At 77.2% G+C, this 13199-nt stretch carries 12 protein-coding genes; 7 read left to right on the top strand and 5 right to left on the bottom strand.

Annotated elements, in window-relative coordinates; translation table 11 throughout:
- Positions 1-166: 166 nt before the first annotated feature.
- From ACZ56V_RS21260 to ACZ56V_RS21250, 3 genes are read left to right on the top strand one after another with little or no spacing between them, the layout of a single operon-like run.
- Positions 167-1195, top strand: coding sequence for a glycosyltransferase family 9 protein (locus tag ACZ56V_RS21260; protein WP_468944672.1), 1029 nt, complete (start codon positions 167-169; stop codon positions 1193-1195).
- Positions 1192-2127, top strand: a complete 936-nt coding sequence (locus ACZ56V_RS21255; RefSeq protein ID WP_468944296.1) for a glycosyltransferase family 2 protein — start codon at positions 1192-1194, stop codon at positions 2125-2127. Before ACZ56V_RS21260 ends, ACZ56V_RS21255 begins: the two co-directional genes overlap by 4 nt.
- Complete coding sequence (locus ACZ56V_RS21250; protein ID WP_398913393.1) at positions 2124-3020, top strand: glycosyltransferase family 2 protein; 897 nt, start codon at positions 2124-2126, stop codon at positions 3018-3020. The genes ACZ56V_RS21255 and ACZ56V_RS21250 overlap by 4 nt, the downstream gene beginning before the upstream one ends.
- A gap of 25 nt (positions 3021-3045) precedes the next feature.
- On the opposite strand, the gene ACZ56V_RS21245 is transcribed toward ACZ56V_RS21250, so the two are convergent.
- The 5 genes from ACZ56V_RS21245 to ACZ56V_RS21225 form a co-directional block, all read right to left on the bottom strand.
- Positions 3046-3354: a DUF3040 domain-containing protein gene (locus ACZ56V_RS21245; protein ID WP_398913391.1), complete on the bottom strand. Its 309-nt coding sequence runs from the start codon at positions 3352-3354 to the stop codon at positions 3046-3048.
- An 88-nt stretch (positions 3355-3442) separates the two neighbouring features.
- Positions 3443-4378, bottom strand: coding sequence for a polysaccharide pyruvyl transferase family protein (locus tag ACZ56V_RS21240; RefSeq protein ID WP_468944292.1), 936 nt, complete (start codon positions 4376-4378; stop codon positions 3443-3445).
- An 86-nt stretch (positions 4379-4464) separates the two neighbouring features.
- Positions 4465-5079, bottom strand: coding sequence for a hypothetical protein (locus ACZ56V_RS21235; RefSeq protein WP_468944289.1), 615 nt, complete (start codon positions 5077-5079; stop codon positions 4465-4467).
- Positions 5080-5126: 47 nt separating this feature from the next.
- Positions 5127-5930 (bottom strand): hypothetical protein, encoded by an 804-nt coding sequence (locus ACZ56V_RS21230; protein ID WP_468944286.1) that lies wholly within the window; start codon positions 5928-5930, stop codon positions 5127-5129.
- Entirely contained in the window at positions 5927-6319 is a 393-nt protein-coding gene (locus ACZ56V_RS21225) for a hypothetical protein (RefSeq protein ID WP_356372544.1), read from the bottom strand. The genes ACZ56V_RS21230 and ACZ56V_RS21225 overlap by 4 nt, the downstream gene beginning before the upstream one ends.
- A 377-nt stretch (positions 6320-6696) precedes the next feature.
- On the opposite strand from ACZ56V_RS21225, the gene ACZ56V_RS21220 reads away from it, so the two are divergent.
- The 4 genes from ACZ56V_RS21220 to ACZ56V_RS21205 all read left to right on the top strand — a co-directional run bounded on the left by ACZ56V_RS21220 (position 6697) and on the right by ACZ56V_RS21205 (position 12918).
- A complete protein-coding gene (locus tag ACZ56V_RS21220) occupies positions 6697-10500 on the top strand; it encodes an nSTAND1 domain-containing NTPase (protein WP_468944283.1) in 3804 nt (1267 codons plus the stop codon).
- Positions 10501-10675: 175 nt separating this feature from the next.
- On the top strand, positions 10676-10825 hold the full coding sequence (locus ACZ56V_RS21215; RefSeq protein ID WP_398913383.1) for a hypothetical protein: 150 nt from the start codon (positions 10676-10678) through the stop codon (positions 10823-10825).
- Between the two features lie 64 nt (positions 10826-10889).
- Positions 10890-11801, top strand: coding sequence for a YihY/virulence factor BrkB family protein (locus tag ACZ56V_RS21210; RefSeq protein ID WP_468944280.1), 912 nt, complete (start codon positions 10890-10892; stop codon positions 11799-11801).
- A 10-nt stretch (positions 11802-11811) separates the two neighbouring features.
- Positions 11812-12918 (top strand): winged helix DNA-binding domain-containing protein, encoded by a 1107-nt coding sequence (locus ACZ56V_RS21205; protein ID WP_468944278.1) that lies wholly within the window; start codon positions 11812-11814, stop codon positions 12916-12918.
- The last annotated feature ends 281 nt before the right edge of the window (positions 12919-13199 follow it).

The following is a 13199-nucleotide window of genomic DNA, read 5'->3' as shown; positions in this document are numbered from 1 at the left end:
GGTGGGCGGCGAGGCGGTGGCCGTGGCCGGTCCTGAAGGCAGCTTCCCGCACCCGGGCGGCCGGGCAGAGCGCGCGCCCGCCGCGACGACCCGGCTCGGGCCGGGCGCCGAGGACGGCGGCCTCCCGTCTCCGGGTTCGGCCGGTGGGCCGGTGACCGGGGACCCCGTGCATCCGCCGACCGCCGAGACGGTGTCCCCGGCGCGGGACGAGGGCGAGGACGGGCGGCCCCGGGTGCTCGTGCTGCGGGCCCTCGGGCTCGGGGATCTGCTGGCCGGGGTGCCCGCCCTGCGCGCGCTGCGGCGGGCGTACCCCGGGCACGAGCTGGTGCTGGCCACCCCCGCCGAACTGGCCCCCGTGGCCGCCGCGACCGGCGCCGTGGACCGGGTGCTGCCCGCCGCCGCACCCGGCCGTGCCGTCCCGCGCGCCCTCGACTGGACCGGACCGCCCCCCGACGTCGCCATCGACCTGCACGGCAACGGGCCGCCCAGTCACCGCCTGCTGACCCGGCTGCGCCCGCGCAGGCTGCTGGCGTTCGCGCACCCCGGAACCCCCGAGGTGGACGGCCCGCCCTGGTACGCCGAGGAGCACGAGCGCGAGCGGTGGTGCCGGCTGCTGCGGGCCTACGGCATCGACGCCGACCCCACCGACCTGCGGCTGCCCCGCCCCGACGCGCCGTCCCCCGCCCCCGGCGCGGTCGTCCTGCACCCCGGCGCCGGTGCCCCCTCCCGCTGCTGGCCCGTGGAACGGTACGCGGCCGTCGCCGAGGCGCTGCGCGCACGGGGACGCCGGGTGGTGGTCACCGGGGGAGCGGACGAGGCGGACCTGGTGGCCCGGCTGGCCAAGCGCGCCGGCCTGCCCGACACGGACGTGTTCGGCGGCGGCCTGCCCTACGACCGGCTCTCCGCCCTGGTCGCCGGCGCCCGCGCCGTCGTCAGCGGCGACACCGGCATCGCCCACCTCGCCGTCGCCCACGCCACGCCCTCAGTGACCCTCTTCGGCCCGGTCCCGCCCCGCCGGTGGGGCCCGCCGCCCCACCCCCGCCACCGCGCCCTGTGGCACCCGGGCCCGGACGGCGACCCGCACGGCCGCCGCACCGACCCCGCCCTGCTGCGGATCACCCCCGACGCCGTACTGCGCGCGCTCGACGCACTCGCCGAGCCGGACACCCCGGACGCCCCGGAAGAGGGACCATGAACCACCCCGCGCACCACGGCCCGACGGCCACCCGCGAACGGGCCCGCCCCGACCCCACGGAATCCGCCCCCGTCGGCATCGTCATCGCCACCCGGGACCGCCGCGCGAGCCTCGCCGTCACCCTGCGCCACCTGCTCGCCCTGCCCGAGCGGCCCGAGGTCCTCGTCGTCGACAACGCCTCCACCGACGACACCCGCGCCATGCTGGCCCGCGACTTCCCCCAGGTCCGCGTCCTCGCCCTGCCGGTCAACCGCGGCGCCCTCGCCCGCACCCACGGGGTCCGCGCCCTGGACACCCCGTACGTGGCGTTCAGCGACGACGACTCCTGGTGGGCGCCCGGCTCCCTGCGCGCCGCCGCCCGGCACTTCGACGAACACCCCCGGCTCGGCCTGCTCTCCGCCCGCACCCTCGTCGGCCCCGCCGACGCCGCGGACCCCCTCAACGGCCTGCTCGCCGACTCCCCGCTCGGCACCGCCACCGACCTGCCCGGCACCCAGGTGCTCGGCTTCCTCGGCTGCGCCGCCGTCGCCCGCCGCACCGCGTACCTCGACGCGGGCGGCTACCACCCGCTGCTGTTCTTCGGCGCCGAGGAGACCCTCCTCGCCTACGACCTCGCGGCCCGCGGCTGGGGCGTCACGCACTGCCCCGACGTGGTCGCCCACCACCACCCGGACCCCCGCCCCCGCACCGGCCGCCCGGCCGTCGTACGCCGCAACGAACTCCTCACCGCCTGGCTGCGCCGCCCCCTCCCGCACGCCCTGGCCCGCACCCGTGCCCTCGCCGCCGACGCCCGCCGCGACCCGCACGCCCGGCACGCCCTGCACGAGACGCTCACCCGCCTGCCCGCCGCCCTGCGCTCCCGCAGGCCCCTGCCCCCGCACGTGGAGCGGGCCGCCCGCCTCCTCGACGAAGGCGACGGAGCGGCCTCATGACGGACACCCGGACCACCGTCGTCGTCATCACCCACAACCGGTGCCCCGAACTCCTGCGCACCCTGGACCGGCTCGCCGAACTCCCCGAAGAACCCCGGGTGATCGTCACCGACAACGGCTCCACCGACGGCACGGCCACCGCCGTCGCCCGCCACCACCCCGGCGTACGGCTCCTGCGCCCCGGCCGCAACCTCGGCGCCGTCGGCCGCAACCTGGCCGTCCGTCAGGTCACCACCCCCTACGTCGCGTTCTGCGACGACGACTCCTGGTGGGCGCCCGGCTCCCTGGCCGGTGCCGCGGACCTGCTCGACCGCTACCCGGCGGTCGGCTCGGTCACCGCCCGCATCCTGGTCGAACCGGACGGCACCGAGGACCCGATCGTCGAGGAACTGCGCGACTCGCCCGTGCCCCGCCCCGACTGGCTCCCCGGACCGGCGCTCGGCTCCTTCCTGGCCGCCGCGACCGTCCTGCGCACCGACGCCTTCCGGACCGCGGGCGGCTTCCACCCCCGGCTGTGGCTGGGCGGCGAGGAGGAGCTGCTGGCCGCCGACCTGGCCGCCAACGGCTGGTGGCTGACGTACGCCGACGACCTGACGATCCATCACCACCCGTCCGGAGTGCGGGACTCCACCGTGCGCAGGGCGCACGGCATCCGCAACACCCTGTGGTTCACCTGGCTGCGCCGCCCGGCCGGCCCCGCCCTGCGCCGCACCCTCCACCTGGCCCGCACCGTCCCCCGCGACGGCGCGTCCCTGCGCGCCTTCGCGGAGGCGACGGCCGCCCTGCCGTGGGTGCTGCGCGAACGCCGGGTGCTGCCGCCGGAGGTCGAGGCCCGCCTGCGCGCACTGGAACCCGCCCAGCGCGGCTCGACGGCCCGCAGCTACACCGGCTGACCCGCCGGGGACGCGGTCGAGGGCGCTAACCCTCCGTCCACCGGCACAGCAGCCGGAACACCGCGAACAGCGTCACCGGCCACACGGCGGCGAACGCCCAGATCACGCCGGGCGCGGAGGTGACGATGCCGACGACCATCAGCGTCACCGACACGGCGAGCAGCAGGAGGACGGTCGGGGTGCGCGGGCGGCAGGCCGCCAGGCGGGTGGGATCGGGGAGGCGGCGGAGCTTCAGCGTGCGCAGGCGCCGGTCGAGGCGGCGGTCGCGGCTGAGGGCCCGTTCGACCTCGTCGAGTACGCGTTGCTCGTGGTCGGGGAGCCGGCCGATGGACATGGTGTCTCCTCCCCTGGGGGCGGACCGACCCCCGCCGAGTGCCCGTGCCGCGCGGCGGCTAACCGCGCGGCGGCTAACCGCGCGGCGGCTAACCGCGCGGCGGCTCCGGCGCCGCCGTGCCGCCGCCCGCCGACGCGGTCCGCAACGCGGCCACCAGGCCGTCCGCCGGGTCCCGGACCGGGTCGGCCGCCCGGAACCCCGCGCCGACCCGCGCCGCCTCCGCCCGCCCCTCGGCCAGGCACCACTGCCACCAGAGTTCCAGCACCCCTTCCGCGGACGCCCCGGCCAGCCGTTCGGCGGCGACCAGCGCCGGCCAGCCGCAGGCGTGGGCCTGTGCCGTCACCTTCGCGCCGCCCTCGACCGGGTCGACCGCCAGGACCGGGACACCGGCCCGCAGCGCGAGCACCAGCCCGTGCAGCCGGTCGGTGACGACCAGGTCGAGGCGGGCCAGTACGGACGCCAGCTGGGCCGGGGTGCCGCACAGCCGCCAGTCGTGGGCGTCGAGCCGGGTCTCCAGCTCCAGCCGGGCACAGTCCCGGCCGGCCAGCCAGCGGGTCAGCACGGCGGCGACCTCCTCGTGCCGCCGTCGGCCCCCGTACTCCCGCTGCCCGTGGGTGAGCACCACCCCGACGACGGGCACCGCCGGGAGCGCCGGAGCGCGGGCCGCCAGGTCCAGGCCGGGACCGGTCCCGGCGGCGTCGCGGGCCAGCACCCGGTGGAAGCCGGTGACGGCCGGGGAGTCCGGATCGACCACGGAGACCCCGACCGCGATCCGCACGCAGTGCGCGAACCGCCGGTGCAACTCCTCGACCTGCGGCCCGTGCACCGGCCCGCACACGAACACCAGCCGGGAGTACGCCGCCGGGTCCAGGTCGTCGAAGTGCGTGCCGTCGGCACGGAAACCGGGGCTCCACACGACGTCGTACGCCAGCCCCGCGTCCCGCAGCACCCGCTCCACCCGCGCCAGCGCCAGCACGTCCCCGGCCGTCGCCTCCCCGTGCAGGAAGCTGAACCAGCCGGTCACCAGGATTCCGTCCCGTCCGCGCACAGTGCCCCTGGGTGCCCCGCCGGCGGCCCGTCAACCCCCGCGATCGCGACCGGGCGGTCGGGTCAGCGGCCGACCACCGGTCCGAAGGCGTCGCGCACGTCGCCGTTCGACGGTGTGACGGCCATCCGCGACGGCAGCGCGTCGAAGTATCCGAGGACACCGGGGCAGCTCTCGCCGCCCAGCTGCACCGTGCGGTCGACGACGAGCTTCCCGGTCCTGAGCGCGTAGCCCTTCACCCGGACCGCCAGCTTGTTGAACCTGACACTGCCGATGTGGCCGTTGTGGTCCCGGTACCGGCACGTCTCGACCACGTCCCCGGCCTCCGCCTCGCCGGTGCACACCACCAGGGAGGCGTGGGCCGTGTCGGTCCGCCACGCCTCGGGCAGCTTGGCGGTGTACTCGGTGTCGCCGACGAACACGGCGCGGGTGCGGCCCTTGCGGTAGGCGGGGGCCTGGGAGTACTTCGCCGGTTTCCGGCAGTAGCCGGAGCCCATGCCGTCCGCCGCCGCGACCAGCTCGGTGATCCGGTCCAGCTCGATCGCCAGCCCCGCCTTCCCGACCCCCGCGCGGGCGGCGTCCGCGTGGGCGTCGTCCGGGTACTCGTCGAGCAGCCGCTGGTAGCGCTCGCGGGCGCCCGGCCAGTCCTCCGTGGACATGAAGCCGTCGGCGCAGTCCATCAGCGCCTGCGGGGCCGTCCGGGCCGCGGTGGCGGAGGCCGGGCCGGTCAGGGCCCCGGGCCCGGGGGCGTGCTCCGCAGCCAGTCCGCGATGGTCACGGTCAGACAGCCGTCGTCGGTGGGCAGCCGGCCGAGGAAGCGGTCCAGCGTCGTCCTGACGGTCTGCTCGTTGCCGGACTCGCCGAGCACCGCGCCGAGCCGCCGGAAACCGGTCTCCAGCGAGTCCAGGTCACCCGTCAGCCCGCCGCTGAGATAGCTCCCGGCCGTGTCCAGCCGCTCGCACGCCTCGACCACCGCGTCGCCCCGGGCGGCCGACGGCGCGGCGAGCAGCCGGTGCCGGAACGCCACCCCGTCCTGAGCGGCCACCGCGGCCCCGCAGTCCCCGTCCGCGCGGGCGTCCGCGACGTCGTCCTCGACCCCGTGCGCGTCGAACCGCACCCATCCGGCGGCCGCCAGTACCGGCACGGTCAGCGCGAGCGCGAGCAGCCGCTGGTCGCGCCGGGGCGTGGCCGCCGGGTGCCGCCGCCCGAGCCTCCAGCCGTGCCCGACGACCGCCGCCCACCACAGCACCACGAGCAGCTCGCACCACGTCTCGGCGACCGCGTACGTCAGCCACAGCAGGGACACCGTGACCACCGCGGCGGCCCAGAACAGCGCCCGGCGCCCCGCGATCAGGTAACCCGCCCCGAGCAGCGAGGCGTTGCCGACGGCCACGGCGAGCGGATCGGGCACACGCGGCTCCCGGGGAGCCACCCGCCCGTAGTCGGGGCCGGGGTCCCGGACCTCGCCGGGGCCGGGCTCCGGAGGCGGACCGGCGGACCGGACCGGTTCGTCCCGCGGCGGCTCGGTCATCCCGCGTACTCCTCGTACTCCTCGCCGCTGTCCCCGCTGCGGACCCGCACGTACGCCTCGGCGGCCGGCAGGTACAGCAGGACCACGCCCGGGACGGCGAGCAGCGCGGCGAGCAGCAGCGTGGTGCCGCCGTACAGCGGATCGTCGAGGGCGAACGGCGCGGCGACGACCAGGATCACCGCGGTCAGACAGCTCACCGCGGTCCGGGCGCCGCGCCGGCCGCGGCCCGCCCGGACGGCGAACCAGAAGCAGACCGCCAGCAGCAGGAGCACCAGGGCCGCCGCCTCCCCCGGGCCGGCCGCCGTCGTCGCCGCGACCAGCGTCCCCAGCATCACCAGCACCACCGCCAGCGTCACGCTCCACGGCCGACGGGTCGCCTCGGTGGTCATCGGATCACTTCCTTCCTGTGCCTTCTCCGGGCTGTGCCTGCTCCGGACACGGGTGTTCTCGTCAGGGGGGAACGGGTGCGGGTGGCGCGGCCGTGGCAAACCCGGCGCCGTGCCACCCCGCACACCCCCCGGCCACCGATTCCACCGCGGGCCACCGTTGTTCAGCAGCCCGCACCCGGCACTGAACAATGCGGCGGGCCCCGCGGAGCGGACCGGAACCGTGCGGACCCGGTGTGAAGGCACCGTGAACTCCCCGTGCGCCACCCCCCGATGAGCAGCCCGGCGCTTGCCGCCCGCTGCCGCGCCTCCCTACCGTGGGCGCCCGGGCGGGGACCGAGAGCGACGGCGGGGGCGGGGCACACGTGGGCGGAAACGGAGTGGGACGCCGGGAACGACGGCTGGACCCCGCGGCCGGACCGGTACAGCGGTTCGCCGCCGAACTCCGCGCCCTGCGCGAATCGGTGGGGCGGCCGACGTACCGGACGATGGCCGACCAGGTCCCGTTCTCGGTGACCGCCCTGTCGCAGGCGGCCGCCGGACGGCAACTGCCCACCCTCGCGGTGACCCTCGCCTACGTCGACGTGTGCGGCGGCGACCCGGAGGAATGGGAGCGGCGCTGGCGGGCGGCGAGCGCGGAGGCCGCCGCACTCGCCACCGCCGACGAGGAGACCCGCCCGCCCTACCGCGGTCTGGCCCGCTACGAACCGGACGACGCCGCCCTGTTCTTCGGCCGCGACCGACTGGTGGACCGCCTGGACGGACTGACCCGCCGGCACCGCTTCACCGCCGTCTTCGGCCCCTCGGGCAGCGGCAAGTCCTCCCTGCTGCGGGCCGGTCTGATCCCCCGCCTGCGCACGCCCGCAACCGGCGCCGACGCACCCGCCGCCCCCGCGGCCGTCCGCATCCTCACCCCCGGCGCGGCCCCGACGACCACCCACGCGGACCGGCTCGACCCCGTGCCGGACACGGACGCCGACACCTGGCTGATCGTCGACCAGTTCGAGGAGCTGTACACCCTCTGCGCCGACCCGGCCGAGCGGAACGCCTTCGTCGACCGGCTCCTGACCGCCACCGGCCCCGGCAGCCGGCTGCGCGTCGTGGTCGCCGTACGCGCCGACTTCCTCGGGCGCTGCGCCGAACACCCCGGCCTCACCGCAGCGTTGCAGGACGCGACCCTGCTGGCCGGTCCGATGAGCCGCGAGGAGCTGCGGGAGGCCGTCGTCCGGCCCGCCGCCGCGGCCTCACTGGTCGTCGAACGCGCCCTGACCACCCGGCTGCTCGACGAGGTCGAGGACGCGCCGGGCGGACTGCCGCTGATGTCGCACGCGCTGCTGGAGACCTGGCGGCACCGCACCGGCCGGACCCTGACCGTCGCCGGCTACGAGGCGGCCGGAGGACTGCGCGGCGCCGTCGTCCGCACCGCCGAGGAGGTGTACGGCGAACTCACCCCACCCCAGGCCGACCTCGCGCGCCGGATCCTGCTGCGGCTGGTCGCCCCGGGCGACGGCACCCCCGACACCCGGCGCCCCGCCGAGCACGCGGAACTCGACCTCGGCGACCGGGACGGCACCCGCGCCGTGCTGGACCGGCTGGTCGCCGCCCGGCTGCTCACCTTCGACGACGGCACCGTCGAACTCGCCCACGAGGCACTCATCACCGCCTGGCCCCGGCTGCGCGGCTGGATCGACGCCGAACGCGACCGGCTCCGCGTCCACCGGGCGCTCTCCGAGGCCGCCCGCACCTGGCTGACCCTCGGCCGGGAGAACGCCGCGCTCTACGCGGGCTCCCGGCTGGCCGCCGCCCGCGAGGCCTTCGCGCGGGACGAGCGCGGCGGGGAACCGGCACCGGGGGAACTGACCCCCGTGGAGCGCGAGTTCCTGGCCGCGTCGCTCCACCGGCGGCGGCGCGCGGTGTGGCTCAGGCGCGGACTGTCGGCCGTCCTCGCGCTGCTGGTCCTGGTCGCCTCGGGCACCGCCGTCGTCGCGCTCCGGGCGCGGGCCACCGCCCAGGCCGAGCGGGACGAGGCCGTCTTCGGCCGGATCACCGCGGAGGCCGACCGGCTGCGTGAGACCAACGCCGCCCTCTCCGCCCGGCTGGACGTCGCCGCGCTCGGCATGCGCACCACCCCCGAACTGCGCACCGCGCTCACCACGGACGCGGGCCGGGTGCTGTCCACCCGGCTGCCCGGACACGACGACATCGGCAGCGCCGTGGCCTTCGCCCCAGACGGCCGCACCCTCGCCAGCGGCGGTCACGACGGCACCGTACGGCTGTGGGACACGGCCGGGTCCGGCGAGCGGCTCGGCCGGCCGCTGCGGATCGCCGGCGGCCCGGTGGGCGCGGTGGCGTACGCGCCGGACGGCACGGTGCTGGTGGCGGCCGGGCACGACGGCGGCATCCGGCTGTGGGACACCCGGGACCGCGCCCGGCCCCGGCCCCTGGGCGAGCCCCTGGTCGGCCACGGGGGCGAGTCCGTCACCTCCGTCGCCTTCGCCCCCGACGGCCGCACCCTCGCCACCGCCGGCGACGACGGCACCCTGCGCCTGTGGGACCTGGGCGACCCGGCCCGGCCGGCGCCCGTCGGCGCACCGGCCCGCGCCGACGCGCGCAGCGTCCGGGACGTCGCCTTCGCCCCGGACGGCCGCACCCTGGCCACCGCCGGGCACACCGGGACCGTACGGCTGTGGCGCCCGGACGGCGCCGACGGACCGGTCCCGCTCGGCGAGCCCCGGCACGCCCACGACGCGGCGGTCTGGTCGGTGGCGTTCTCCCCGGACGGCGACACCCTCGCCACCGCCGGCTACGACGACACGGTGCGCCTGTGGGAGGTGTCGCGCACGGGCGGGTCCGGCACGGCCACCGGCGGTCTGCGCCCGCTGGGCGAACCGCTGACCGCGCACACCGCCGCCGTGTGGTCGGTGGAGTTCAGCCCGGACGGACACACGCTGGCCAGCGCCGCGCAGGACGACACCGTCATCCTGTGGAACGTCGCCAACCCCGCCTACCCGCACCGGATCGGCGAACCGCTGACCGGGCACACCGAGGGCCTGTGGGACCTGGCCTACGGCCCGGACGGCCGCACCCTCGCCACCACCGGCGCCGACCACAGCGTCCGCGTGTGGCACCTGCCGGACAGCGTCCTGACCGACTTCACCAACCCGGTCACCTCCGTGGCCTACGACCCCACGGGCAGGCTGTTCGCCGCCGCCAGCACCGACGACGCCCTGGTCCGGCTCTGGGACGTCGGCCGGCCGGGGCCCCCGCGCCCGCTGCCGCGCCCCCTCACCGGCCACGAGGCACCCGTCCTGACCGCGGCCTTCGCGCCGGACGGCCGCGCCGTCGCGTCCGGCGCCGAGGACGGCACCCTGCGGCTGTGGGACGTCTCCGACCCGGCCCGGCCCGTCCCCGCGGCCACCGTCCCGGACGCCCACCTGGGCGGTGTCCTCACCGCGGCCTTCTCCCCGGACGGCCGCACCCTCGCCACCGGCGGCGTCGACGAGCGGGTCCGCCTGTGGGACGTGCGCGACCCCGACGACGTACGCCCCGTCGGCACACCCCTGACCGGCCACACCGACTGGGTCGGCTCCGTGGCCTTCTCCCCGGACGGGCACACGCTCGCCACCGGCAGCCAGGACAAGACCGCCCGGCTGTGGGACGTGCGCGACCGGGACCGGCCCCGGCCCGTCGGCGAGCCCCTGACCGCCCACGGCGACTGGGTCAACGCGGTCGCCTTCGCGCCGAAGGGCCCCGTCCTCGCCACCGGCGGCCGGGACCGCACGGTACGGCTCTGGGACGTCACCGACCCCGGCCGGGCCCGCCCCCTGGGCGGCGAACTGACCGGCCACCGCGGCGGCGTCACCTCGGTGTCCTTCGCCCCGGACGGCCGCACCCTCGCCAGCGGCGGCGAGGACCACACAGTCCGCCTGTGGAACGTGACCGACCCCGCCCGCGCCGAGGCCTTCGGCGACGCGCTCACGGGGCACCTGGACACCGTCACGTCGGTCGCCTTCGCGCCCGGCGGCGACACCCTGGCCTCGGCGGGCAACGACCTGACGGCCAGGATCTGGACGCTGGACACGGACCAGGCGCTCCGCCGGGTCTGCGACCGCACCGACGGCGACCTCACCCCCGCCCGGTGGTCCGAACTCCTGCCCCGCCTGCCCTACCGCCCCACCTGCTGACGCACGGCGGTCGTTCACACCGCGTCGGTCACGGTCGCCGTCCGCAGCTCCATCGCCGACGTCGTGGTCGTCGAGACCGCGGGCACGGCGGCGCGCGGGATCCCCGAGCGCCCGGTGGAGACGCGTGTGGAGTGACGGGCGGGATCCGGAGCAGGTTTCCAGGCGGAGGTGCGTGATGAGCAGAGCGGTGATCGGCATGCCGGCGGGCATGGCGCCGGCCTTCGCCGGGCGGTTCGGAGGCTTCGGCGCGGTGCTGGGGCACCTGGTGGACCACGGCACGGACCGGCGCGCGTTCCCGGCCCCCGGCGACCGGAGGACCCGGTGACGGGCACCGGGGCCGCGGGACGGGCCGCCCGCCCGGCCCCGGCCACGCGCGAGCGGCGTGCGCGATGACGGCGTACCTGGAGGCCCGCCTGACCCGGCTCCGGGACCGCTCCGTGCCGTGGACGGGCGCGCTGCGCCGGGTGCCGCGCGCCCTGTGGGACGACAACGTCTCCGACTGGGCCGCCGCCCTCACCTACTACGCCGTCCTCGCCCTGGTGCCCGCCCTCGTCGTCACCGCGTCCCTCATGGGCCTGGTCGCCCCGGACCTGACCGACCGGCTCATCGCCGACGTGACCTCCTGGGCGCCCGCCCAGTCCGGGGCCGAACTGCACCGCACCCTGCACGAGGCGGCCGGGGAGCGCTCCGCCGCCCTGACCGTGGCCGTCGCGGGCGGTGTGGCCGCGCTGTGGTCCGCCTCCAGCTATCTGGCGGTCTTCCGGCGCGCCCTGCACGCGATGCACGGCGTGCCCGACCGGCGCCCCCTGTGGCACCGGCTGCACCGCATCGTCCTGACCGCGCTGAGCCTGCTCGGGCTGCTCGTCGCCAGCGCCCTGGTGCTGCTCCTGACGGGGCCGCTGGCCCAGGCCCTCGGGCGATGGTTCGGCATCGCACCGACGGCGACCACCGCCTGGTCCCTGCTGCGCTGGCCGCTGCTGCTGTGCCTGGTCGCGCTGCTGGTCCTGGTCCTGTTCCGCACCGGCCCCGCCGCGGCCCGCCGCCGCAGGCAGGCGGTCCCCGGCGGCGCCCTGGCGGCACTGCTGTGGCTGGCCTCCTCGGCGGCCTTCTCCCTCTACGCCTCCGGCATCGGCACCTACGGCCGGCTGTACGGCTCCCTGGCCGGTGTCGTCGTCTTCCTGGTGTGGCTGTGGGTCTCGCACCTCGCCCTGCTGGCCGGCGCCCGCTTCGCCGTGGAGCTGGGCCGCGGCGGCCGAGCGGAGCGGGGATCGAGGACAGAATCCGTCCTCGATCCCCGCTAGCGTGCACCGCATGACGACCAAGGCTGGAACGACCGCCCCCGTCCTCGGCATCCGGGCCCTCAACCGCGCCACCCTGGCCCGCCAGTTGCTGCTGCGCCGCGCGGCGATGTCCGCCGAGGCCGCCGTCGCGCACCTCGTCGGACTCCAGGCCCAGAACGTGAAGCCCCCGTACTACGCGCTCGCCGCCCGCCTCGACGGCTTCACGCCCGAGGACCTGTCCACGCCGATGGCCGACCGCCGCGTCGCCCGGCTCGTCACCCTGCGCTCGACCATCCACACCCACACCGCCGACGACTGCCTCACCCTGCGGCCCCTGGTGCAGGCCGCCCGGGAACGGGAGCTGAGGACGTTCCGCGAGGGCCTGACCGGCGTCGACCTGGACCGGCTCGCCCATCTCGCCCGGGAACTGGTCGAGGCCGAGCCACGCACCCCGGGGCAGCTGCGCGAGGCCCTCGGCCCCGAGTGGCCCGACGCCGACCCGCAGGCCCTGTCCGTCGCCGCCCGCTGCCGGCTCCCGCTCGTCCAGGTGACGCCGCGCGGACTGTGGGACCGCAGCGGCCAGGTCACGCTCACCACCGCCGAGCACTGGCTCGGCCGCCCCGCGCGGCCGGCGCCCGCTCCCGACGACACCGTGCTGCGCTACCTCGCCGCGTTCGGGCCCGCCTCGGTGCAGGACATGCAGACCTGGGCCGGTCTGACCCGGCTCCGGGACGCCTTCGAACGGCTCCGTCCCCGCCTCGTCACCTTCCGGGACCCGGGCGGCACCGAACTCTTCGACCTCCCCGACGCGCCGCGCCCCGACCCGGACACCCCGGCCCCGCCGCGCTTCCTGCCCGAGTTCGACAACCTGCTCCTCTCCCACGCCGACCGCGCCCGCGTCGTCCCGCCCGAGCACAAGGGCCGCACCTGGAAGAAGAACCAGGCCTACCGCGTCCTGCTGGTCGACGGCTTCGTGGCCGGACTGTGGAAGCCGGCCGGCGACGCCCTGGTCGTCGAGGTCTTCGAGCGCCCCTCGAAGACGCGGCGGGACGAGATCGTGGCCGAGGGCGAGCGGATGCTCGCGACGCTGCACCCCCGAGCCGCGTACGACATCCGCTTCGGCACCGTACGCGACTGACACGCGAGCCCCCGGGGGCGGCGGACATGGAGAGGGAGCGTTGCGGGCCGCTCGTGGAGGCCCGCAACGCCCCCTGGTCTTGCGCCTGAGGGGTACTCAGGGGGTCAAACGGCGGCCGGTCTGGAACGAGTGAGCCCGGACATGAGTCTCCTCAGGTGGTTGCCGGTGGGGGGTCGCACGGGCGTGGGGGTGCACGGGGGTCTCGGGACAGATCCCCGTATGCCCGGGCGAGCGGCACGTGCTCACGCTAGAACCGGCGGTCCGGACCGCCCAATGAGGGA

The sequence above is a fragment of the Streptomyces sp. NPDC034099 genome, from assembly GCF_055575415.1.
This window is presented reverse-complemented; position numbering and strand designations above follow the sequence as displayed.

Coding starts and splice junctions, on each gene's coding strand:
- ACZ56V_RS21225 (WP_356372544.1), bottom strand. CDS start 6,319: ATGACCACCGAGGCGACCCGTCGGCCGTGGAGCGTGACGCTGGCGGTG.
- ACZ56V_RS21235 (WP_468944289.1), bottom strand. CDS start 5,079: ATGGACTGCGCCGACGGCTTCATGTCCACGGAGGACTGGCCGGGCGCC.
- ACZ56V_RS21245 (WP_398913391.1), bottom strand. CDS start 3,354: ATGTCCATCGGCCGGCTCCCCGACCACGAGCAACGCGTACTCGACGAG.
- ACZ56V_RS21255 (WP_468944296.1), top strand. CDS start 1,192: ATGAACCACCCCGCGCACCACGGCCCGACGGCCACCCGCGAACGGGCC.
- ACZ56V_RS21250 (WP_398913393.1), top strand. CDS start 2,124: ATGACGGACACCCGGACCACCGTCGTCGTCATCACCCACAACCGGTGC.
- ACZ56V_RS21205 (WP_468944278.1), top strand. CDS start 11,812: ATGACGACCAAGGCTGGAACGACCGCCCCCGTCCTCGGCATCCGGGCC.
- ACZ56V_RS21230 (WP_468944286.1), bottom strand. CDS start 5,930: ATGACCGAGCCGCCGCGGGACGAACCGGTCCGGTCCGCCGGTCCGCCT.
- ACZ56V_RS21210 (WP_468944280.1), top strand. CDS start 10,890: ATGACGGCGTACCTGGAGGCCCGCCTGACCCGGCTCCGGGACCGCTCC.
- ACZ56V_RS21215 (WP_398913383.1), top strand. CDS start 10,676: ATGAGCAGAGCGGTGATCGGCATGCCGGCGGGCATGGCGCCGGCCTTC.